Below are 21769 nucleotides of genomic sequence, written 5' to 3' on the forward strand. Positions count from 1 at the left end.
ATGGGTGATAAAGGTTTAATTGAATCGGTTCATGAATTTATCATGGAGCTTTTAGATGAGCTTGAAAACATTAAGTTTGTCTCACTATTTGGAATTGTTTCATGTATTATTGTGATTGCCATCTCATTTCGGGAGCTTCAGAGATATGGTTTAAAGCTTTTTCAGATAAGTTTAATAGATTTTACTTTAGCTGTTGTTTCGTTATTCTCTGCAGTTATCATACTGTTTACGCTCTTAACCCTCTATAGGATTTATAACAAATGGCGTGAGAGATTTAGAAGGTTGATTGAAGTTGAAGAGAAGTTATTGTCTTCAGAGTAGATCTATGGTTTATTTTCATGGCAAACTTTAATTTTATTCATGGATATTTCTTTATGGGATTAGTATGAATAAGGATGAATTGATTAGAGAGTTTCAAAGGGATTGGGAGAAGTATTGGAAGATTGATTTTCTAGTTGATTTAGGTTTTTCTCGTCGTAGATGTATTCGGTGTGGAAAGTATTTTTGGTCTATTGGAGAGCAGGATGTCTGTAATGATTCTACATGTAGGGAGTATGAGTTTATTGGTAGCCCCCGTGGATTTAGGGGGTTAAGTTACGAGGAGGCTTGGAATTTAATTAGAGATTTCTTCGCTAAGAATGATCATGTCAATATTGATAGGTATCCTGTTGTTTGTAGGTGGTTTCCATTAAATTTCACCATTGCTGGTATAGTTAACTTTTATCGTATGGTTGATTCTAAGTTGGATTTCGAGTTTCCTGCGCATAATATAATTATGCTTCAGCCTTCGCTTAGATTTAATGATGTTGATAATGTTGGAATTACTGGGAGGCATTGGACTTGTCATAGTCATGTTGAGCAGGCTTCACTTTATGATGGTAGACATGGATATTGGAAGGACCGTTGCATTGAGCTGGATTATAATCTTCTAACTAGAGTTATTGGTATTAGGCCTGAGGAGATAAACTTTATTGAGGATGTTTGGATTGGAGCTGGTGCCTTTGGATATTCACTTGAATATCATGTTGCAGGGTTGGAGCTTGGCAATGCTGTTTTCACCGAGTTTTTTGGTTCTCCTGGGAACTTTAGAGTTATGGATAGAAAGGTTATCGATATGGGTGCTGGATTAGAGAGATTCTGCTGGATAACTCAGGGGTGTGCTACTAGTTATGATGCAGTCTTTGGTGATGAAATACGGGAGTTAATTGAAATTTCAAATCTAGATTTTGATGAAGAATTACTTTTAAGGTACTCTAAGATTAGTTCTAGTTTGAATATTGAGGATATCGGCGACTTTATAGTGATGTGGAATACTCTTTCCTCAAGATTGAATGTAGATTTGAAGTATTTGAGAGCTAATATTGAGCCGATTCAAGCCATATATGCTCTTATTGACCATGTAAGAGCATTGGCCTTCGCTATTGTTGATGGTGGCATTCCAAGTAATGTTGGTGGAGGATATAATTTAAGGGCTATTTTAAGGAGGGCTTTAAGCTTAATTTCAAGATACAACTTTAAATTTGATATATATTATGTCTTTGACCTCGTAGCTAGGAGATTTAGAGGAATTCATCCAGAGTTATATGAAAATCTTGATTACATTAAAAGGATAGTTGAAGTTGAGGTTAAGAGGTATATTAGGACTAGAGAGAAGGCAGTTAAAATGGTTTCAACATTAATTTCAACTGGAAAGAAGATTACACCTGACAAGCTGATTGAGCTTTATGATTCTCATGGTGTTACTCCTGAGTTAGCTCAAGAAATAGCCTTGAAAAGAGGGATTAAAATTGAAATTCCACCCGACTTCTACTCACGTGTAACAGCAAGGCATAGAAAGAAGGTTAAAGCTTTTAAGGAGGAAGTTGAATTAAAGAAATTAAGATGTTTTCCTTCAACTGAAATTTTATACTATGATGGTGTTAAAGAGTTTGATGCAAAGATTTTGAAGATTATTGGAAATGAATTAATTCTTGATAGAACAGGCTTTTATCCAGTGAGTGGTGGTCAGGATGCTGATCGTGGAATAATTATTTCTTCTAGAGGTCGATGTAAAGTAATCGATGTTAGAAAAATTGGAAATATAATTTTACATAAAGTAGATAAGTTGAATGTTGTTGAAGGGGAAATTGTTCACTGTATTATTGACTGGGATAGGCGTAAACAGTTAATGCAGCATCATACTGCTACACATATAATTAATTATGCAAGTAGAAGAATATTGGGATCACATGTTTGGCAGCATGGTACGAGTAAAACTGTTGAAATGGCACATTTAGATATTACTCATTATGAGAATTTAAGTGAAAGTCAAGTTGAGGAGATTCAGAAATTAGCTAATGAAATCATTAAAATGAATTTAGAGGTTAAATCTGAAATTCTATTGAGAGGTGAAGCTGAAAGGAAGTATGGTTTTAGAATTTATCAGGGCGGCCCTCCAACATCCAGATTGTTGAGGATTATCAGTATTGGCGATTTAGAGCATGAGGCTTGTGGTGGTACACATTGTAAATATACTTCTGAGGTTGAAGAAATAGTTATTGTAAATTGGGATAGAATTCAGGATGGAGTTGTCAGGCTAAATTATGTTGCGGGTGAAGCTGCAAGGAAGCTTAGACGAAGGTATAGAGAGATTTTAAGTGAGCTAGCTGAGCTTTTAAATGTAGCTAATCTATCTGATGTCTCCTCCGAGTTAAAGTCTTTAATTGGTAGAGTTAATGAAATGATTGAGATGGTCAAGAAGATGAGGAAAGAGTACATTAACAGGCTGTTGTCAGCTTTATCAAGTAGATTCATAGTTATAGATGGTGTTAAAGTTTTAGTTTCAAAGGTTATGGGTGACTTCGAAATATTGAAGGAGGTTTCTAGGAAGTTGTCCTCCGATGACACTGTAATTGTTTTACTAGGTTTGGCTGAAAGTAGAGTTCATCTTTTGGTTGCATGTGGTATGAATACTGGGAGGAGTGCTAGGGAGTTATGTAAAATCATATGTGGTATGATTAATGGGCGTGGTGGAGGTAGTGATATCGTTGCTACTGGAATTGGAAATCGCATTGACCTTGAAAATATAGAGGAGAGGATATTGGAAGTGATATGATGGATGAAATTCGAATCATGAGGGAAGTTATTGAAATATTGAAGTGTAATGAAGGTGAAGTTGTTAAGAAGACCTTGGCTTTAAAGAGGAGACTTAAGTCTTTAGAGAAAACTTTAAAGAATCTTGAGAAGTACATGAAAATGTTAGAGCATTAGTTTTTCAATATTTAACAGTATTTATAATTTGTCTGACAGTTTTGTTGACTTGTTATAGTAATATGAAAATAATTTTCATCTCCTTTATCATGAACTTAACTTCATACTTTATTCATGCATAAGCCACTACATCGCTTTCAAGTGTATCTTTGTATAAGGCTAAATGGCTTATAATAATTTATGGAATATCTAGTTTGTTATCTAGTGGCTAATGCATTTTAGAAGTTTATCGTGGCCCGATATGTAGTCAAGATATTATATTCTCTCCGTTACATCTTTATTTGTAAGTTTCAGTTTTTAAGTTGGCTAAATATCATATTCTTGATTTTAGTTTTCATGATAAGTTTTAAAATCTTTTCTATAATTTGAATTGGAGATTAAAATGGTTATTCGTGGCGTAGTCTTTGACTTGGATGGTACTTTGGTTTATTATTCAGTTGATCGTAATAAATTGAGAAGTGATTTACTTAATGTTCTTCGTTTAAATAACATTCCTTTACATTCATTCTATAAATTAACGAGTATATGGTCTATAGTTAAGAATTTTCATTATATTGCTGAGAGAATGGAATTAGATAGTAATGTACGTAGAAGAATATTGTCCGATTTATATGAGATCATTGAGAGGTATGAGCTAAATGCTGCTGAGAGGCTTTCATTAATTCCTGGTGCTTTATCTGTTCTTGAATATGTTAAAGGTCTGGGGCTTAAATTAGCTCTCTATACTTTATGTGGAAGAAAACCTACCTTAAGGGTTTTAGAACGCTTTAGTTTAATGAGATTTTTTGATGCAATTGTTACTAGGGATGATGTTAGAAATGTTAAGCCACATTCTGAACATTTGTTAAAAGCAATTTCTATGTTAGGTCTCGAGCCTAGTGAAGTTGTAGTTGTTGGTGATAGCATTCTTGATGTAGAGTGTGCGAAGAAGATTAGAGTTCTTTTTATTGGAGTGAAAACTGGGGTTCGAAGCGAAATTGAATTACGAGCATGCGGTGCTGACTATATTATAAGTAGTGTTGCAGAGCTTCCATCACTTCTTTATCTTTTAACCTCTCCTTTAACCTAGTTTTCAGCAATAAGATTTTTAGTTTTCATTTTCATAATATTTATCCCCTACTTATTTGACTGGAGGGTTTGTAATTGAATTTGAAGCAAGCTGTTTGTAATATTATTGATGGACTGAAAGGTAGGTTAATTGAGATTAGTGATACTATTTATAGAAATCCTGAGTTAGGTTTTCAAGAATACATGGCTTCAAAGCTTTTAAGTGAAGAACTTAAAAAGCATGGTTTTCAAGTTGAGCTAGGTGTCTGTAATTTACCGACTGCCTTTAAGGCTGTATTTAGAAGGGGAACTGGAACACCTAAAATTGCTTTTCTAGCAGAGTATGATGCTCTCCCAAAATTGGGACATGCTTGTGGTCATAATCTTATCGGTACTGCTGCTATTGGTGCTGCCATAGCTCTAAGTAAGATTATGGATGATTTAGATGGAGAGATCGTTGTTTTCGGTACACCTGCTGAGGAAGGTTATGTGGAGAATGCTGGTGGAAAAGTTTTAATGCTTAACGAAATTTCTAAAGCTGATGTTGCTTTAATGATGCATCCGAGTGATGCAAACTATGTTGGTTATTCTTCATTAGCTAGGGAGGCATTTAGAATTGAATTTTTTGGGAAGGCTGCACATGCTGCTGGAGCTCCTTATAAAGGGATAAATGCTCTTGAAGCGTTAATATTAACTTTCGTTTCCATAAATGCACTTAGACAACATTTAAAAAAGGATGCTATGGTTCATGGAATAATTGAGAAGGGTGGTGAAGCACCTAATATTGTCCCTGATTATGCTTCTGGAAGATTTTATGCGAGGGCAGCTTCAATTGAGTATTTAATGGAGGTTGTTGAAAAAATTAGGAAGTGTGCTGAAGGTGCAGCATTACAAACTGGGGCTTCAATGAAGTTTACTAAGACTGCTAATACTTATGCCAACTTGATCCCAAATGACATTTTAACGAGTCTTGTTAAGGAGAATTTTACTTTGCTAGGTGAAGAAGTGGAGCCTCTTGATGAAGTTAAAAGACGAAAAAGTTTAGGTTCATCTGATTTTGGAAATGTAAGTCAAGTTATTCCTTCAGTCGAAGTGAGAGTTGCATTGGTGCCTACTGGTACTCCTGGGCATTCAATAGAATTTGCTAGGGCTGCTGGTTCAGAGGCTGGTCGTAGAGCATTAATTTTAGGCTCTAAGATTCTTGCAATGACTGCTTTAGACTTGCTTTTAAATCCCAGCTTAGTTGAGAAGGCTAAAATGGAGTTGGAAGATAGAAAAAAGGAAATAGCAAGATTATCTAGATTCTAATCGTTTTCGTATTTCTAGTTTCACTTTTACATAGTATGTATTAATATAAATAAGTTAGTAATATAATATATCTTGGTGACATATATTATGTCTGAATCTAGAGAGGAACTCATTAAAAGGCTCAAAGTTGAAGGTTTTTCAGATGAGCAGATAGAGAAGATTTTAGCTGCTCTTGAGGGTAAAATTGCTATTCAACAGATTGTTACTAGGATCTCTCCCTCAGGTAGAGGCGCATTATTCAGATTAAAAAGAGCGTTTTATGCTATCTTGAATCGGGAGAAGGCTAATCCTAAAATTTCAACTGAGTATTGGAGAGAGTTTGCAGCCAAGATAATTGAAGCGAGTAGCTCTCATGGCGTACAGGATATGCCCTGTAGGATTAAGCTTGAATATGCAATCAAAGAAACACCTGAAGGGAAGGTTTTGAAGCCTATAGCCGCAACCATTGAAGTTTACGATAAAGTCAAAGAGATAAGGGTTTTCTAGATCTAAATATCCTATTCCATATTCTTTATCTTTCAATCACTCCTACAAGAAAGTCATTCACATTTGTCCCGGTAATTCCAGTATAAATGAGGCTTCCTCCAAGTTTTTTAAAGAATGTATAGGAGTCATTATTAGTTAGGTATTTATTTGCATCTAAGCCTAACTTTTCAGCTTCGATTATTGTTTCACCGTCAACTATTGCTCCTGCAGCATCAGTTATTCCATCAATTCCATCACTACCCACAGCTACTATAGCTGTTCCTTTTAGCCCTGTAATTGAAATTGCTGCACTTAATGCCAATTCTTGATTTCTTCCTCCAATTCCACTGCCTAATACTTTAACTGTTGTTTCTCCTCCACAAATAATGGCTGCAGGTGGTTTAATGGGGTTTCCTGAGGTCTTTACTTCCTTTACGATTGAACTGAAAACTTTTCCTACTTCTCTTGCTTCTCCTTCTATTTGGGATGAAAGTATAATTGCATTTAAACTTGTTTTTTTAGCTTTACTTTTAATGGTCTTCAATGCAGTTAAGTTGCTTGCAATTACTATATTTGAAACCTTTGAAAAAATAATGTCATTTTGTTTTGGAGTTTCTTCTATTAAACCTAGAATTCCATTTATAATTCTTTCTTTAATACTTGATGGTGCGTCTTCCCAGATATTGTATTTCTTTAAAATATTAAGTGCATCTTTAAATGTGGTTGGGTCGGGTGCAGTGGGTCCTGAAGCAATTACATCTATTGGGTCACCAACAACATCTGATATGATTAGTGAGATTACTTTTCTGGGATAAGCTTTTCTAGCTAATTGTCCACCCTTAATTTTTGAGAGATGTTTTCTGACAGTATTTACCTCCTTTATATCTGCTCCACTCATTAATAGTTTCTGAGTAATTTCTGAAAGGTCCTTTAATGTTATTTTTTCAGCTGGTAATGTTAGGAGTGCTGATCCTCCACCAGAAATTAATGATATTATCAAGCTGTTTTCTTCAGCTTCTTCGATTAATTCAATAATCCTTTTTGTGGCGTTAATGTTTATTTCTGATGGTATCGGATGATCTCCTTCAATAATCTTAATTTTCTCTGTTTTAATCTTTATTCCCCTAGGAATTATTACAATACCATCTTCAATGTAGTCTGATAATATTTTTTCAACTGCTTCAGCCATCTTCCCAGATGCCTTACCTGCCCCTATAACATATACACTACTATTGTTTTTGATTTCAATTGTATATTTATTCACTGTTAATTTTTTGTCAACAATTTTTAGATGTTTTCTAACAGCTTTTTTGGGGTCTACGGATTTCAATCCTTCCTCAATTAAGCTTAAAGCCTTAATTCTTGCTATACGATTTTCACTTGATGATTCTTCAATTAATTCGGTATAGTTTCTTATGAATCTAAACTGTTCTTCTTTCAATTCTAACCGCCTTCAAACTATACATATTTTTTGAAATAACTTAATACTTTAATGCCCCATATTTTAAGTGGGTGAAATTTTGACTTCATATTTTAAGGTTAGGGGGTATAAAATTCCAAGGGTGCTTCTTGGAACTTCTCCGTTTATTGGTGCTGGTCAATTTGGTGAAAGAGCTTTTCTTTATCAGTTGATGTTCTATAATAAGCCTGAGAAAATAAGAGACTTAATGGTTAATGTATTTGATATGGGAGTTAAAGGGGTTCAACTATTACCTTATCATTGGGTTGTCTCTGGACTTGAATTAGCCATGAAGTCATATGATGATATTGTTATAGTTGGAAGCATCTTACCAGATGAAGTGAATAATAGCTTACAGAGACTTAAAAATTTAAATGCAACAGTGATCTTACTTCATGGAGCAATTTCTGATACACTTAATGAGTCGGTCATTAAATACTTATTGAAGAAAATTAAGATTCTATCTCCATTAACTGGAATTGCTACTCATACTCCTGGCAAAACCATTCCTTGGTTTTTAGAGAGAGATTTTGAATTTGACTTAATATTGGCTCCAATAAATTTGGATGGAATATTCATGGACATTTCGCCTAAAGAGGCTATTAACCTTTACAAGAATGCTGGTAAACCTGTAATTGGTAAGAAGATCTTAGCTGGAGGTAGATTAAATCCAAGGGAGGCGTTAAAATTTGTTTCACAATGCAGTTGCTTGGAGGGTGTTGCATTGGGTGTTGCATCAAGGGAAGAGGCTGAGGAGACATTTAAAATAGCTTTAAAGCTATTTGATTTCTAATATGTTCAAGTAACTTTTTTATTATGCTGACTTGTCCATGCAACCTGGCGCCTTTGATTATTTTATTCTATTTTGGATTAATTGTTTATATCGGATTTATGTTATGTTAATTTGAGTTGAAGTCCATTTATCAGTGCAGGGTTTGTGGAAAATTTACTAAGGATAATTTGCATTGTGGTGAGTATTGTAGATTAGTTTTGGATGGGCATCGAAGATTGAAGTTGAGTAAGCTTCTCTCATTAATTCTACGTCATAAACCTAATTTAATTCGAGTTGATTTGGATGAAGAAGGCTTTGTTAACATCAAAATTCTAGTTAATGGCATAAAGAAATATTTGTCTAGGGATGATTGGAGCTGGCTTTCACCAATCCACATCTATGCTGTAGCTGAAACATGTCCTAAAAAGCGATTTGAAATTAAGGATGAACGTATACGGGCTACCTATGGTCATAGTTTAAGGGTTAAATTAAACTTACCTGAAGATAAGAATGTCAAGATTCTCTATCATGGAACTTTAAGGTCTAATATCCCTAAGATTCTAAGTGAGGGTTTAAGGTCTATGAATAGATTATATGTTCATTTAACAGATAATTTAAAAGACGCATTAAAAGTGGCTAGAAGGCATGGTAAGAATCTAGCTATAATAACTATTGATGCCGAAAAATTAAGGATGCATGGATATCAAATTCTTAGAGCTGGTAGAAATGTCTACTTAGTAAGCTATGTTCCAGTTGATTGCATGGTTAAAATCCAATATATCAATTTGATGTAATTCACATTCGATTTATAATTTATATGATTTAATTTTCATTTACTTAAATTTTAATTTTCCCGATCAAATATTTATATGGGTGTGGTTATGGTTGATATTACGTTTTTGAATATCATGATATGTATTCACATAATCTTGGGAGTGATATATACTTTAGTGGGTGGTGAGAAATTAGGTTTCAAGTTAAAAACATTAATCCTTCAAATGATTATCTTTATTTTAGTTTTAATGTTAACATATTTTAGTGCGTTTTTAACATTGATACCATTTATCTTTATAAAAGATATGATCAAAAATACTTTAGGAATCTATGATCGCTAATGAGATTGCTTTTACTTTAATTAATTCCTTAAGTTTATTTTATCTGTTAATCTTAGAGCTGGTCTTTTCATTCTTCCCCAATTAATATTTTCATTGTTCCGAAGAAAGCCAGGTTAGCTTTTCTGCCCGGTATATGAACTCTAATTTCCTTCAATATTTTCTATCTAATAAGTTAACGTATTTTTCGATTTTTACATCGTTTATTATAAGTTTTCCCTTTTTCCTCAACACCCTTAGCATTTCATCAATTACTTTATTCTGCTTTTCTTTAGGTATTACACTCATGAGGAGATTTAATGCAACTATATCAAATTTTTCGTTGGGGAATGGTAAGTTTTTCGCATCTCCACGGATAAAAGTTACATAATTCTTTACTTTTACAATCTCAGCGTTTTTAAGTGAGTTTTTTAGAGCTTTTGTTGAAATATCTATTCCACAAATATATCTACTCCTATTTTTCTTGGCGAACTCTATTGCAAGTAAGCCATATCCTGTTCCTATATCCAGAATTTTTCTGAACCATTTGATTCAGCTATTTTTACTATTTCTTCTTGGATTAGGGGTTTACCAAATTTTGAAGGTATGTAGAGAATTAAAGCCAGGGCGGCAAGAACTACTCCTATAATGGCTAAGTATGTTTGGAAAAGTCCTACTATAATACATCCAGTACCAATTGTAGCAAATATGTATATCATTAACTTATGCTCACTTCTATAGTAAACTTCTTTCTTCATCAAATTATTACATTATAAAAATCATTATTTAAATTAATATGTTCTATGCTAATGTTAATGAATGTTTTCTACAAATACTAATTTTTTATCTTATTTTTCACCAGTTCTTTAAGTTTTCTTTCACTTGTTAATCTTTGGTTGAATCCTCTGGGAATAATCTTGAAGGTATAGCTTATTGCTACTGGCCCTTTACTAGTTAACCTAATGATCAGGTAGTGTTTGTTATATTTAATTAGAACATTTTTTCCTTGAATGTCTATTATGTCGCCTTCTTTCACCATTTTTCTTATTAATCTTTCTCTTTCTATTTTTTCAAGTATTCCTGCTCTTTCGAATATTCTTTTATGGCAGTGTCTTGTAATTTTAATGTGCATTTTATTTCACATTTACAGCTTATTCTTAATCTTAGTTTTCATAAATGTTATTAATTCTTTTTTGGTAGTCTAATGAGGTGAACTGGATGACTAATGTTGTTGTGGTTAGAGTTGATGAGCCTATTCTTGAGTCTAATAAGAGAATTGCCTCTCGGCTTAGGGAATTGTTTGCTTCTAGGGGGATTCGTGTTTTTGAGTTTCTTGGTAGTCCCGGTTCAGGGAAGACTGCCTTGATTGAGAGATTGATTGAACTTTATTCTGGAGATTTAAGTGAAATTGCTTATATTGGTGGGGATGTTGCTTCTACTCTTGATACTGAGAGAATTTTAAGACATGGTGTTAAGGGTATTCAAATTAATACTGGTGGAGCTTGTCATTTAGAGGCTATTCATATTAAAAGGGCTTTAGAGAAGCTCGATATTAGTGGTGTCAAAGTATTGTTTATTGAGAATGTTGGGAATTTAATATGCCCAATTTATTTTGATTTGGGTTCTAGTATGCGCATTCTCATTGTTAGTGTGACTGAGGGTGAGGATAAGTTTATTAAGCATCCTATGACGGTTATGAGTTGCGATGTACTTGTAATTAACAAGTATGATTTGGTTAAGGTTATGGAGGTTAATGTTGATAGAATGATTTCTGATGCTAGAAAGATTAATCCTAAAGCTCCTATAATTACGACTAGTGCTAAGACTGGTTATGGAATTGATAATTTAGCTAAAGTTTTAGGTTTAAGATAGTCTTTTATTTTGTAATTTCAATTTCCTTTATGTAAAGTTCTTTTCCATTTATTATTTTAAAGTCATTTAATTCACATTTGGGACATTTAAGATAATTAACTATTAAGTCTGGTGTAAAGTGTATTCTATTGATGTTTTCTTTTTCCATTTCATCTTTACCAGTGAAGCTCCATTCTTCGCCGCATTTTAGACATTTGAATCTGGCTGGTTTGATTTTTACTTCTAATTTTGTTTTTTCTAAGAGAGGAATGTTTTCGGATAGAACTTCAAATGCAAATTTTAGTGCATCAATATCTAATAGTTGGAGTTCTCCAATTATGATTGATATGCGGTGAACTTTTTTTGCACTGCTTTTTTGAGCTATTTTTATTGCTATTTGAATTATGTTGTTGGCTATTGTTGCTTCGTGCACATAGAAATGACCTTTAAATATCTAGATAACTTTTTCCATTAACTAATTAGTTTACAATAAAATAAATGGGGGGTTTAGGACGAATTTATTTTTTCTTCATGAAGTAGGCTATTGCAAAGCCAATTACCAGTCCTACTATTACTCCTCCAATTGAGTACATTGGCATTGTTGATTGTAGTGATGCTACTTGTCCTTCAAGTTCACTTATTTTTCCTTGAGCGGTTGATAATTCGCTTTGAAGTTGGCTAATTTGTTTTGGATAAGATACTAACTCAAATAGTTTGTCTATGTTAACTCCATAGTGGATTAAGTTTGAGAATAATATTGCTCCTTGTTGTGGATATTCAAGTGCATATCTTTCATATCTTTTTAATTCTGGTTTATACATTCCAGTATAGTGGTCAAAGGGTGCATCTCCACTTAGAACTATGACGTTCTTTTTATCTGGAACTAATTCTATAGCTAGCAAAACAAATCTTCCTTCTTCACCTGGAGTGTAGATGTATGAGGTTGGTGGATTAAATTCTGCAATTGAGCCGTACTCTGTTGTCCACATTACTCTATATACATTTTCTACTTTCCTTTCATTTAGCTTTATGTATTCCCCATTTTCATATGCTATTACTGGACCTGGACCATGGAATAGTGCTCTATATACGCCTGCAACTAGGAATTTAACTTCTTCATCACAATTGTCTGAGACTCCTAATACTCTATATGGTTTTCCACCATTGGATTCAGTGTCTGTTACTTCTGATAGATCTATCCTTAATTTGCTACCTATTGCTTCTAGTATCTTATTTGTTGTTTCTTGTCTGGGTGGACCTTCTCCTCCATAGTCTGCTTCACCTGAAACCCAAATCATCTTATGTCCTTCATCTAGCCAGTTATTTATAACTGTTAATTCATCATCTGTAACTGTCATGGTTGGATCGACCATTATTATTATTAATACCTTTGCTCCAGCTAGGTCTTCTGCTGTTAATGTTTCAGTTACAATATGCCACTCATATTGGTTTAAGTCGTTTGTTGCATTTACTAGCTGATAATCTACTCCCATTAATCCTTTCATGAATACAACAATTTTTGGTTTTTGTGCAAGTGTTAATGATGGTGAGAATATGGTAATGCTCGCCAGAACCATTAAGAATAGTGTCAATCTCCTAAAATTCATTTCAAAACACCATTTCGAAGTCTGAAACGGGAAATATTTATATCTTATTCTTAATTCATCATCATACAGAGCTTATAACTGAGGTGCTATGGTTGTCTAATCGAAGTAAGATTATTCCGTTCGTCGTTATTTTAGTTATAATCGCTATTGGTGGTTTTCTAGCATACAATTTCCTTATGCCTTCACCAATTGAAGAACAACCTCCAGAAAAACCGCCTGAACAGCCTCCACAGCAACCTCCTACACAAGAGCAAATTACTTTGAAAGTTATAACTAGACATGGAGAAGATATTCTTAGAAAGACTGAAGAGGCTTTCTTGGCGTCACCTATAGCTAAGAAGTATAAGATAGTTGATATTTGGTGGCTTCCAGTTGGATCTCCATTATGGATTGACACTATCAAAACTGCTGGTGATGTTGATGTTGCATGGGGTGGCGGTCCAGTTCTTTTTGACACTTTAAAGCGCGAGGGCTTGCTTAAACCTTTAAGTGGAGATATCCTGGAGCTAGTAAATACTCTGCCAGATGAGATTAGCGGTTCACCAATGAAGCGATTTGATGAGGAGGGAAATATTGTCTGGGTCGCAGCTGCAATTTCATCTTTCGGTTTTACTGTTAATGAAAAGTTCCTTGAGACCTACAATTTGCCATGGCCGACTAAGTGGATTGACTTGGCCAATGAAACCTATGAAATGTTTAGTGCAGGTACTCCTAGTCCATGTGTAGGTGTTGCTGATGCTATTAGATCTACTTCAAATACTAGGATGTATCAGATAATTCTTCAAGCATACGGCTGGGTTGAAGGTTGGAAAATTATAACCTTAATGGCAGCTAATGCTGCTATTTATGATCAGTCGGGACTTGTTAGAGATGCTGTAATAAGGGGAGATATTGGTGTAGGTATAACAATTGACTTCTACGGTTATACAGCTCAGTTACAAGCACCTGTATGTACCTATGTTTTGCCAGAGGACGGAACTATAGTTAATGGTGACCCGATAGCTCTTTTAACAACATCTAAGCATGTTGAAGCAGCCTTAGCCTTTATAGAATGGGTATTATCTCCTGAGGGCCAAAAAGTTTGGCTTGATCAAAATATCAACAGATTGCCTATTAATCCCGAGGTATTTAATACTCCTGAAGGTCAAGCTAGAGAAGATTTAATGAAACAATATGAGTCAACACTCAATGCTACAACTATTGAATTTAGTGATGAGCTAGCTATTTCCTATGAAAACTCGTTGATGTGGTATTTCCATTCAACTTTAGTTGAGGCGCAGGATCGTCTACGTGAAGCTTGGAGGGTTATTGTTGAGGCTAAGAAGACAGGTAAGATAAGTAGTGGAGAATTCATTGAGTTGATTGATGAGTTGACAAATCCATTAAAATTGAACTTTACTGATCCATTAACTCAAACTACTGTTTCCTTCACTCTAGAGTATGCCCAGAAAATTAATGATAAATTGCGAATTGATCCAGACTTTAAACTTCAAATGGTTAGGATTTGGCGGGATGCTGCAACTGCTAGGTATGAGGCAATTATAGAGAAGCTCAGTGGCTGACCAATTTATCCCTAACATTTTTTAATGTTTATTTCTTCATTTCATTTGGGGATATATTTGGAATTTAAGCTTACAAGTAAATATTCACATATTCTAAGGGGGATGTTTTCACGTTTAGATTTATTTACTTTAACCCAGTTTTCTATCAGTTTATTGTTTTTCGTTTTTCTTTTAATTCTCCCTCTTGGAACAATTATTCTTAGAGCTTTCATTTATAATGAAGTCTTTTCTCTTTATTGGTTTACTTCTATTCTATATGATCGATATTTTGTATCTTTTTCTCCTAGTGGTGGGAAGTTATTTGAAGTTTATGGTGATGTAATGTTTATTTGGGGTTTGGATTATGGTATTATTCTTAATTCTATTATTGTAGCTGCATTTGTGACATTGTTTTGCACTGTTATTGGTATTGTTGTTGCTTTTATAATGGCTAGATATGATTTTCCAGGTAAGAATATCTTTAGAATTATCCTGGTCATTCCTATGCTTGCTACTCCATTTGTAAATGCATATGTTTTAGGAAAGCTTTTCCATCCTAGAAATGGTTTTTTGAATATTCTTTTCTATGACGTTCTCCGTATTCTTCCTTATCGTATCGATATTAATGGGCTTGTAGGAATTATTGTTGCTCAGACATTGAGTTTCTTTCCAATTGTCTATCTAAATGTTTTCTCTTCTTTAGTAAATATTAATCCATCCTTAGAGGAGCAAGCTGAAAATTTAGGAGCTAAGGGCTTTACTTTATTTAGAACTGTAACTCTCCCTCTTGCTCTTCCAGGTGTTATGGCTGGGGCTACTATTACCTTTATTTTTAGTATGGAGGATTTAGCTGCTCCCATTGGATTTGTAGGGTATGGGGGTAATCCTCTTGCAAAGAAGGTTATTTCATACTATATTTTTCAGTCATTTACTGAGGCTTTTGGTGGGACAATTTCACCTGAAACTGCAGCTCTTTCTGTTATTTTATTGGCGCTATCTTTTACTGGTTTCTTCTTGATCAAACGCTATGTATCATTAAAATCATATGCTACTGTTAGTAGGGGTGGGAGGTGGACTGCTAGATTAAGGCGCATTTCTTTCCCTAAAGTTCTTGTTCTGTATTGTTTTTTAGGCATTTTAGTTTTCTTTTCATGTATGCCTCAAATTGGAGTTATAATTTTAGCTCTAAGTGATTGGGCTATTAGTGGTGCTTTTCCCACTTTAATTACATTTGAGTATGTTCAAGATTTGTTTTCTGCTACTGTTAGTAGAGCTATTGTTAATAGTTTAATTTATTCTAGTATAGCTGTCTTAATAGCCATTGTCATTGGTTCAAGTACTTCTTATTTAGTTTCAAGAACACGATTTGCATTTGTAGATTTGCTAGACATGCTTGCAACCATGCCGATTTCAATCCCTGGAATTGTATTAGCTGTTGGTTTCTTCCTATTTTTTGCTGGTAATTTTAGGGGTACATTTCTTGATCCTTTAATTGATCCAGCTCCACTCATTATTTTAGCATATGCTATTAGGAGGATGCCATTTGCTGCTAGAAGTATTTATGCTGGTTTACAGCAAGTTCACATTTCACTTGAAGAGGCTTCATTAAATTTAGGGGCGAACAAGTTTTACACTTTCATACGAATTGTCTTGCCATTAATTGCGGTTAATTTAATTGGTGGGGGGTTACTGACTTTTGTTTATGCTATGTCTGAGGTTAGTACGAGTGTGACTTTAGGTGCTTTAAGGCAGGGTAGGGGGCCTATAACATTTTATATTAGCCAAGTAATTTATGGTAGTGCAGCTGTTGGTACTGTTAGTGTTGCTGCTGCATTATGTTTATTATTGATTTCAGTTCAGTTAATTGCCATTACTTTTTCAAATAATATACTTAGGCAGAGGGTGGCTATTTTTGGTTTGTAAGGAGATGGATTAAATGGTTATGGTTAAATTGGTTGGAATCACTAAGCGTTTTGGATCTGTTGTGGCTGCTGATGATATTCATCTCACTATAAATGATGGTGAGTTCTTTACAATTTTGGGTCCTAGTGGTTGTGGCAAGACAACTACATTAAGGATTATTGCTGGTTTTGAACGTCCTGATAGGGGCAGAGTATTCTTTGATGATGAGGATGTAACTTTACTTCCACCCTATAAACGTAATACTGGTATGGTTTTCCAGGATTATGCTTTATGGCCGCATATGACGGTTTTTGACAATATTGCATATGGATTGAAGATTAGGAAGCTTTCAAAGGATGAAATTAGACGTAGAGTTAAGGATGTTTTAGAGTTAGTTAAGCTTGAAGGCTTAGAAAATAGATATCCTCATCAACTTTCTGGAGGTCAGCAACAAAGAGTTGCACTGGCTAGAGCTTTAGTTATTCAGCCTAAGGTTTTACTTCTTGATGAGCCTTTAAGTAATCTTGATGCTAAACTTCGAGTTGAAATGAGGGAGGAATTAAGGCTTCTACAGAAGAATTTAGATATAACAACTATTTATGTTACTCATGATCAAGAGGAGGCTATGGTTCTTTCAGATAGAATTGCAATAATGAACTTTGGTAAAATATACCAAGTAGGTTCACCAACTGAGGTTTATATGAAGCCTGCAAATCTTTTTATCGCAACATTTATGGGTAAAAGCACAGTTCTTCGAGGTGTTGTAGCTAAGATTTTTGATGATAAAGTGTTAGTTAAATGTGATTCCATTGAGCTTTATGGTTTATCATCGAATAATAGAGTTAGGTTGAGTGAAGGCGATAAAGTATCATGTGTTTTACGGCCTGAATATTTCGAGATTAATGCCTCTGGTGAGTCAAAGAATATTTTTAAAGGTATAGTTGAGAAGCTAGTTTTTATTGGTTCTCGTATTGAGGTTAAATTAAATGTTGGTGGACATGAAATTCTAGTTTATGTTGATCCTGAGGTTAAATTGAAGGTAGGTGATACTTTACTCATATCTATCCCATATGAGTACACTATTATTGTTCCATCGTGATATCAGTTCAGCTTAAAATATTAAATATGTAATATACTGAAAGTTATTTGGTGAGAAATTTGAATCTGCGTGATAGAGTTACGCTTTTAATTTGCCTTGTTATGATAATATCGTTAAACTTTATTGTTTCAACCCATGCGATAAAGGTTCCAATTTATGAAGAAACTATAAAACCTGTTAGAGAAGTCATCTACGATCCTTTACCTTCTAAGCCGAAGCTTGGAGTACTTGGTTCAAAATTGAATATAACTATTTTAGCTGATGAATCAGCACGTGACTGGAAAGTTTTCCTTGTTTCAAGGTATGGTAGTTATGAGATTGAGGTTATTAATTCTTCGTATAATCGTGATAAAAAGCTATGGAGCATAACTGTAAAGGTCCCAGAAAATATACCTACAAATTTATATGATTTAAAAGTAGCTTTTGTTTCAGATGTTGAGGGTGAAGTTGAATATATACAGTATAAATGTGTAAATGTTTCAAATTCTTTGCCTCGTGAACTATTTATTGCACATATATCTGATGTTCATCTCCCTTATGGTGCAGATGTTTTAGCTAGGGTTATTTATGAGTTAAATTTGATTAGGCCTTCCCTTCTAATAGTTACTGGTGATCTTGTTGACGTTGACACTATAGCGTCTGCATGGAGGCAGGTTCAAAGTATACTTTTTAGGGGGATAGCTAGATTCCCTGTTTATATTGTTCCTGGAAATCATGATCATGCTGGTGATAATGCATCTAATTATCGAGTCTATGGTGGACCATTATATTACTATGAGAGACTAGGTCCCTTCCATCTGATAGCCTTAGATACAGCATATGAAGGTTATATCAATTTTGGTCAATTAAATTGGGCTGAATCAATTCTAAGTAAAATTACAGATGGTGTAAAGATTTTGGCTTTTCATCATCCACTATTCTCTTGGGGCCCGTCGATTATAAATGGTTCATGGATGGAAATAGATAAGTTTAGCAGGTATTTGTATTCAAGTTGGAGAGATCATCTTGATAACGCTGAGAAGCTACTTCAATTAATTGAGGAGTATAATGTGACTTTAATAATGTCAGGTCATATTCATACTGAACATTATGTGGTTTATAATGGTTTCCATCACTTTGAAGTAAATCTTCCTGCTGGTGGAGGGTTAAGGGAAGGGGACTATTGGTCCTTTAGATTGATAAAAATTGATGAGAATGGCAATGTAAAACTATTTACTAATGGAAATGTAAGTCCAACTGTACATCCATCTTCTTATCCTCTTGGAAAAATATTTTACTATTACTCTCCTCATAATGATGGTTCATCTAATGCTGCATCAATTTATATTGTGAATAATCTCTCCTCTCCAATTACCCCTCTGATAGAGTTTGTTGTTAAATCTGATAGACCATTAGAGCAATATTCATTTTATCCTAAATCTCCATTAAAATATGAAGTTTTAAATGTTGGCCAATTTTATGTTTTTAGATTTAGAGTTACAATTCTTCCAAAAGAAGATTATTATGTTACTTTAGCATCTTATGAAGATATCTCTCCGCCACAATTAGAATTTAACTATGAGTTGATTAACAATTCAACTTTAATGTTAAACATATTAGTGCGTGATTTAGAGTGGGGCGCTAAGAACTTAACTTTAATGTATAGATTCGATGGAGAGGAGGAATGGCGACAAGTACACTTGATCCCTGTTCTTGAGGTTAATAAGGACGTTATAAAAACAGTTTATGATTCCCTTTTCTATCAGTATGAGATAAAAGTTCCAGAAGAGACTTATAATGTCACTTTAAGATTAAAGGCATTCGACTTTGCAGGTAATGTGTTAGATAAGACATTTAGTGTTACTATTCGTCAACCAGAAAAGCCTCCATCTCCACCACCACAGCCTCCTCAACCTCCTCCACAACCACAACTGCTCCCAATACACTATGTTCTTGTAGTTGTAGTGATTATTGTGGTAATTGTAGTGGTGCTGATAAAGATTAGGGCAAAGTAATGCTTTATTTTAAATAATTTTTTCCCTTTTCATTTCTTCAATTTCTACTTCACTGTAACCAAGGATTTTTCTTAAGATTTCATAGGTATGTTGACCGAGTAATGGCGGTGGCATCCTTATCTGGCCAGGTGTTTTCGATAGCTTCATTGGTATTCCAAGTTGCTTTAATTTTCCAATTGTTGGATGGTTGATTTCAGTTACCATTCTTCTATGTAAAACTTGTGGATTTGATAATACTTCACTTATTTCATTTACTGGAGCACATGGAACCTTATTTTCTTCTAGAATTTTAAGCCATTCATCTCGGCTTTTCTTTCTGAATATTTCACTTAGATTTTCTATTAATTCTTCTCTATTTTCAACTCTTTTGGAATTTGTAGCATATTTTGGATCTTCTATCCACTCCTTTTTCTTTAATGCTATACATAGATTTCTCCAGTGATTATCATTTCCTACTGCAACTGCAAAGTATTTTCCATCTTTATCCATAAAGCATTGATAGGGTACTATGCTTGGATGTGCTGATCCCATTCTTACTGGATTTTTACCTGTAGCGAAATAATTCATTGCCATATAGGAAAGCCATGAAACTGAAGTGTCTAGTAATGAAATATCTATCCTTTGACCTTCACCTGTTTTCTCTCTTATTCTTAATGCTGCAAGTATTGCAATTGCTGCGTACATAGCTGCTCCAATATCCATGAGTGCTACTCCTATTCGGACTGGAGGTCTATCTTTCTCGCCTGTTATTCCCATGAATCCTCCCATGGCTTGAATTAATAGGTCATAGGCTGGTTTGTCTCGATATGGTCCATCTTGACCGAAGCCACTTATTGAGCAGTATATTATTTTGGGATTTACTTTGCTTATATCTTTGTATCCTACTCCAAGTCTGTCTGCTACTCCTGGTCTAAAGTTTTCAATTAAAACATCACTTATAGCTGCGAGTTTGTAAATTATTTCTCTTCCTTTTGGATGTTTTAGATTGATTGTAATGCTTTTTTTATTTCTATTAATTGATAGGAAGTATGCACTTTCACCATCTATGAATGGTGGACCCCAGCTTCTAGTATCGTCACCTATCCCTGGTCTTTCTACTTTAATTATTTCAGCTCCTAAATCTCCTAATATCATTGTACAGAATGGTCCTGCTAAAACTCTTGATAGGTCTAAGACTCTAATTCCTTCTAAGGGGAGCTTCATTTTCTCACCATTATCATTTAAACTAAAGGACTATATATTGTATTTAATAGTAGTATGTATGGGGTTTTATATGAAAACCTATGTTAAGCTTTTTGGCCCTCCGATAAAGGAAGCGTTGGAAGCTCTTGAAGAAGTTGCAAGGGAGTTTGCAAAGAGACATCCTGGAATAAAGTATTTTCATTATTTGAGTCTTTATCGTCCTTTAACTCCACCGTTTAGGCCAATTGAAGAAGTAACTGAGCTTAGAGCAATAGATTTTAAGGAAGAGCTTATTAGTGAAAGTGGATGGTCTTTAGGGGAGTTCGACTTTTACTTTGAATGGGAGAGAAAACCAAGCTTTGAGGAGTTAAAGGAATTGATTGGATTAATAGATGAAGCAATGAAAAAGGTGAATTGTGAGTATATTGTTGTGACTAAGTAGAGCTCTGCACTTATCCCTCAATTTCTCCTTTAATTTTATTTGCATAATACTCTGCAAGTTTTTCAATTATTTTCAAACCTGCTTCTTTGGAGGCTTTCTTAGGATCGCCTAGTACTCCTATATCACTAAATGCTTTCAAACCCCTTCTAAATAGTTGAGATGTACTATATTTTCCAGTGTACCCTTTTCTAGCTAAATCCATTCTTACTAGATTTTCCTTGTAAGCTAACATGAGGGATGTTTCACTTGCACCTGCATGTGCTCCTGCCTCTTCAAAGCTAACTCCATATTCAGCCATTACTTCATTCATCTTCATAATTAACTCCCTAAGATCAGTTAATGCGATAATATTAACATTCCTTAATTCTCTTGCAATTTCAGGTGCAATTGCAGCAGTGGGTGCAAAGTTTCCACCATGAGTTGGAAGTAAAACTATATTCTTAAATCCATGATGTGCAAGAGAGTTGCAAACTTCCCTTATAACTTGCATTAATGTTTCTGGTGTAAGTGTAATTGTTCCTGGAAAGTCCATGTGATGTTGAGAGCAACCTGGTCTAATGGTTGGTGCGACAAGTGCATTACCAAGCTTTAAAGCTATTTTCTCTGCTATTAAGTCTCCAGCGAACGTATCTGTTCCTTCTGGTAAATGTGGACCATGTTGTTCTATTGAACCTATGGGTACTATAACTGTTTCTTTTCCAGTCTCTAATGCTTCCTTTATTTCAACCCAACTCATCTCTTCAATTTTTATTTTCACGTT

At 34.4% G+C, this 21769-nt stretch carries 22 protein-coding genes; 14 read left to right on the forward strand and 8 right to left on the reverse strand.

Translation table 11 applies throughout. From position 1 onward, the window contains the following. From ACW8TM_RS04560 to ACW8TM_RS04585, 6 genes are all read left to right on the forward strand, one after another. Positions 1 to 321, forward strand: coding sequence for a hypothetical protein (locus ACW8TM_RS04560; protein ID WP_491532096.1), 321 nt, complete (start codon positions 1 to 3; stop codon positions 319 to 321). A gap of 64 nt (positions 322 to 385) precedes the next feature. Next, positions 386 to 3094 carry an alanine--tRNA ligase gene (gene alaS / locus ACW8TM_RS04565; protein ID WP_491532097.1) on the forward strand — a complete coding sequence of 903 codons (2709 nt, stop codon included), beginning with the start codon at positions 386 to 388 and terminating at the stop codon, positions 3092 to 3094. Then, on the forward strand, positions 3094 to 3249 hold the full coding sequence (locus tag ACW8TM_RS04570) for a hypothetical protein (protein ID WP_491532098.1): 156 nt from the start codon (positions 3094 to 3096) through the stop codon (positions 3247 to 3249). The genes alaS and ACW8TM_RS04570 overlap by 1 nt, the downstream gene beginning before the upstream one ends. A 382-nt stretch (positions 3250 to 3631) precedes the next feature. Then, complete coding sequence (locus tag ACW8TM_RS04575) at positions 3632 to 4318, forward strand: HAD family hydrolase (RefSeq protein ID WP_491532099.1); 687 nt, start codon at positions 3632 to 3634, stop codon at positions 4316 to 4318. 74 nt (positions 4319 to 4392) lie between these two features. Continuing rightward, positions 4393 to 5604 carry a M20 family metallopeptidase gene (locus ACW8TM_RS04580; RefSeq protein WP_491532100.1) on the forward strand — a complete coding sequence of 404 codons (1212 nt, stop codon included), beginning with the start codon at positions 4393 to 4395 and terminating at the stop codon, positions 5602 to 5604. Positions 5605 to 5691: 87 nt separating this feature from the next. Continuing rightward, positions 5692 to 6090 carry a hypothetical protein gene (locus ACW8TM_RS04585; protein ID WP_491532101.1) on the forward strand — a complete coding sequence of 133 codons (399 nt, stop codon included), beginning with the start codon at positions 5692 to 5694 and terminating at the stop codon, positions 6088 to 6090. 25 nt (positions 6091 to 6115) lie between these two features. On the opposite strand, the gene ACW8TM_RS04590 is transcribed toward ACW8TM_RS04585, so the two are convergent. After that, positions 6116 to 7510, reverse strand: coding sequence for a glycerate kinase type-2 family protein (locus ACW8TM_RS04590; protein WP_491532102.1), 1395 nt, complete (start codon positions 7508 to 7510; stop codon positions 6116 to 6118). A gap of 79 nt (positions 7511 to 7589) precedes the next feature. On the opposite strand from ACW8TM_RS04590, the gene ACW8TM_RS04595 reads away from it, so the two are divergent. After that, positions 7590 to 8321, forward strand: a complete 732-nt coding sequence (locus ACW8TM_RS04595; RefSeq protein ID WP_491532103.1) for an aldo-keto reductase family protein — start codon at positions 7590 to 7592, stop codon at positions 8319 to 8321. A 116-nt stretch (positions 8322 to 8437) separates the two neighbouring features. After that, positions 8438 to 9094, forward strand: coding sequence for an RNA 2'-phosphotransferase (locus ACW8TM_RS04600; protein WP_491532104.1), 657 nt, complete (start codon positions 8438 to 8440; stop codon positions 9092 to 9094). Between the two features lie 471 nt (positions 9095 to 9565). On the opposite strand, the gene ACW8TM_RS04605 is transcribed toward ACW8TM_RS04600, so the two are convergent. The 3 genes from ACW8TM_RS04605 to ACW8TM_RS04615 form a co-directional block, all read right to left on the reverse strand. Continuing rightward, on the reverse strand, positions 9566 to 9943 hold the full coding sequence (locus ACW8TM_RS04605) for a class I SAM-dependent methyltransferase (protein ID WP_491532128.1): 378 nt from the start codon (positions 9941 to 9943) through the stop codon (positions 9566 to 9568). Continuing rightward, positions 9913 to 10149 (reverse strand): hypothetical protein, encoded by a 237-nt coding sequence (locus tag ACW8TM_RS04610; protein ID WP_491532105.1) that lies wholly within the window; start codon positions 10147 to 10149, stop codon positions 9913 to 9915. The genes ACW8TM_RS04605 and ACW8TM_RS04610 overlap by 31 nt, the downstream gene beginning before the upstream one ends. A gap of 77 nt (positions 10150 to 10226) precedes the next feature. Beyond that, a complete protein-coding gene (locus ACW8TM_RS04615) occupies positions 10227 to 10523 on the reverse strand; it encodes a hypothetical protein (protein ID WP_491532106.1) in 297 nt (98 codons plus the stop codon). An 86-nt stretch (positions 10524 to 10609) separates the two neighbouring features. Here ACW8TM_RS04615 and hypB point away from each other — a divergent pair, with 86 nt between their 5' ends. Further along, entirely contained in the window at positions 10610 to 11263 is a 654-nt protein-coding gene (gene hypB / locus ACW8TM_RS04620; protein ID WP_491532107.1) for a hydrogenase nickel incorporation protein HypB, read from the forward strand. A gap of 4 nt (positions 11264 to 11267) precedes the next feature. Here the strand turns inward: hypB and hypA are convergent, their stop codons facing one another. Then, entirely contained in the window at positions 11268 to 11675 is a 408-nt protein-coding gene (gene hypA / locus ACW8TM_RS04625) for a hydrogenase maturation nickel metallochaperone HypA (RefSeq protein WP_491532108.1), read from the reverse strand. Positions 11676 to 11760: 85 nt separating this feature from the next. Further along, complete coding sequence (locus ACW8TM_RS04630) at positions 11761 to 12849, reverse strand: motility-associated ABC transporter substrate-binding family protein (RefSeq protein ID WP_491532109.1); 1089 nt, start codon at positions 12847 to 12849, stop codon at positions 11761 to 11763. Between the two features lie 92 nt (positions 12850 to 12941). Here ACW8TM_RS04630 and ACW8TM_RS04635 point away from each other — a divergent pair, with 92 nt between their 5' ends. The 4 genes from ACW8TM_RS04635 to ACW8TM_RS04650 are packed head-to-tail and all read left to right on the forward strand — an operon-like array spanning position 12942 to position 19385. After that, a complete protein-coding gene (locus tag ACW8TM_RS04635; RefSeq protein ID WP_491532110.1) occupies positions 12942 to 14411 on the forward strand; it encodes an ABC transporter substrate-binding protein in 1470 nt (489 codons plus the stop codon). Between the two features lie 57 nt (positions 14412 to 14468). Further along, positions 14469 to 16313, forward strand: a complete 1845-nt coding sequence (locus ACW8TM_RS04640) for an ABC transporter permease (protein ID WP_491532111.1) — start codon at positions 14469 to 14471, stop codon at positions 16311 to 16313. Between the two features lie 13 nt (positions 16314 to 16326). Then, the gene (locus tag ACW8TM_RS04645; RefSeq protein ID WP_491532112.1) at positions 16327 to 17391 is read left to right on the forward strand and encodes an ABC transporter ATP-binding protein; all 1065 of its coding nucleotides are present in this window, start codon (positions 16327 to 16329) and stop codon (positions 17389 to 17391) included. A gap of 59 nt (positions 17392 to 17450) precedes the next feature. Continuing rightward, the gene (locus tag ACW8TM_RS04650) at positions 17451 to 19385 is read left to right on the forward strand and encodes a metallophosphoesterase family protein (protein ID WP_491532113.1); all 1935 of its coding nucleotides are present in this window, start codon (positions 17451 to 17453) and stop codon (positions 19383 to 19385) included. A 9-nt stretch (positions 19386 to 19394) separates the two neighbouring features. Here the strand turns inward: ACW8TM_RS04650 and ACW8TM_RS04655 are convergent, their stop codons facing one another. After that, positions 19395 to 20588 (reverse strand): CaiB/BaiF CoA transferase family protein, encoded by a 1194-nt coding sequence (locus ACW8TM_RS04655; RefSeq protein ID WP_491532114.1) that lies wholly within the window; start codon positions 20586 to 20588, stop codon positions 19395 to 19397. Positions 20589 to 20658: 70 nt separating this feature from the next. Here ACW8TM_RS04655 and ACW8TM_RS04660 point away from each other — a divergent pair, with 70 nt between their 5' ends. Beyond that, positions 20659 to 21009 carry a hypothetical protein gene (locus tag ACW8TM_RS04660; RefSeq protein ID WP_491532115.1) on the forward strand — a complete coding sequence of 117 codons (351 nt, stop codon included), beginning with the start codon at positions 20659 to 20661 and terminating at the stop codon, positions 21007 to 21009. A gap of 10 nt (positions 21010 to 21019) precedes the next feature. Here ACW8TM_RS04660 and ACW8TM_RS04665 read toward each other — a convergent pair whose 3' ends face one another. Then, a complete protein-coding gene (locus tag ACW8TM_RS04665; RefSeq protein ID WP_491532116.1) occupies positions 21020 to 21766 on the reverse strand; it encodes a creatininase family protein in 747 nt (248 codons plus the stop codon). Positions 21767 to 21769 lie beyond the last annotated feature (3 nt).

Source organism: Candidatus Culexmicrobium sp., from assembly GCF_058356305.1.

What these genes read in the sequence shown, in the direction of transcription:
- ACW8TM_RS04585 (WP_491532101.1), top strand. Translation starts at nt 5,692, where the DNA reads ATGTCTGAATCTAGAGAGGAACTCATTAAAAGGCTCAAAGTTGAAGGT.
- ACW8TM_RS04655 (WP_491532114.1), bottom strand. Translation starts at nt 20,588, where the DNA reads ATGAAGCTCCCCTTAGAAGGAATTAGAGTCTTAGACCTATCAAGAGTT.
- ACW8TM_RS04615 (WP_491532106.1), bottom strand. Translation starts at nt 10,523, where the DNA reads ATGCACATTAAAATTACAAGACACTGCCATAAAAGAATATTCGAAAGA.
- alaS (WP_491532097.1), top strand. Translation starts at nt 386, where the DNA reads ATGAATAAGGATGAATTGATTAGAGAGTTTCAAAGGGATTGGGAGAAG.
- hypB (WP_491532107.1), top strand. Translation starts at nt 10,610, where the DNA reads ATGACTAATGTTGTTGTGGTTAGAGTTGATGAGCCTATTCTTGAGTCT.
- ACW8TM_RS04575 (WP_491532099.1), top strand. Translation starts at nt 3,632, where the DNA reads ATGGTTATTCGTGGCGTAGTCTTTGACTTGGATGGTACTTTGGTTTAT.
- ACW8TM_RS04630 (WP_491532109.1), bottom strand. Translation starts at nt 12,849, where the DNA reads ATGAATTTTAGGAGATTGACACTATTCTTAATGGTTCTGGCGAGCATT.
- ACW8TM_RS04610 (WP_491532105.1), bottom strand. Translation starts at nt 10,149, where the DNA reads ATGAAGAAAGAAGTTTACTATAGAAGTGAGCATAAGTTAATGATATAC.
- ACW8TM_RS04660 (WP_491532115.1), top strand. Translation starts at nt 20,659, where the DNA reads ATGAAAACCTATGTTAAGCTTTTTGGCCCTCCGATAAAGGAAGCGTTG.
- ACW8TM_RS04560 (WP_491532096.1), top strand. Translation starts at nt 1, where the DNA reads ATGGGTGATAAAGGTTTAATTGAATCGGTTCATGAATTTATCATGGAG.
- ACW8TM_RS04645 (WP_491532112.1), top strand. Translation starts at nt 16,327, where the DNA reads ATGGTTATGGTTAAATTGGTTGGAATCACTAAGCGTTTTGGATCTGTT.
- ACW8TM_RS04570 (WP_491532098.1), top strand. Translation starts at nt 3,094, where the DNA reads ATGGATGAAATTCGAATCATGAGGGAAGTTATTGAAATATTGAAGTGT.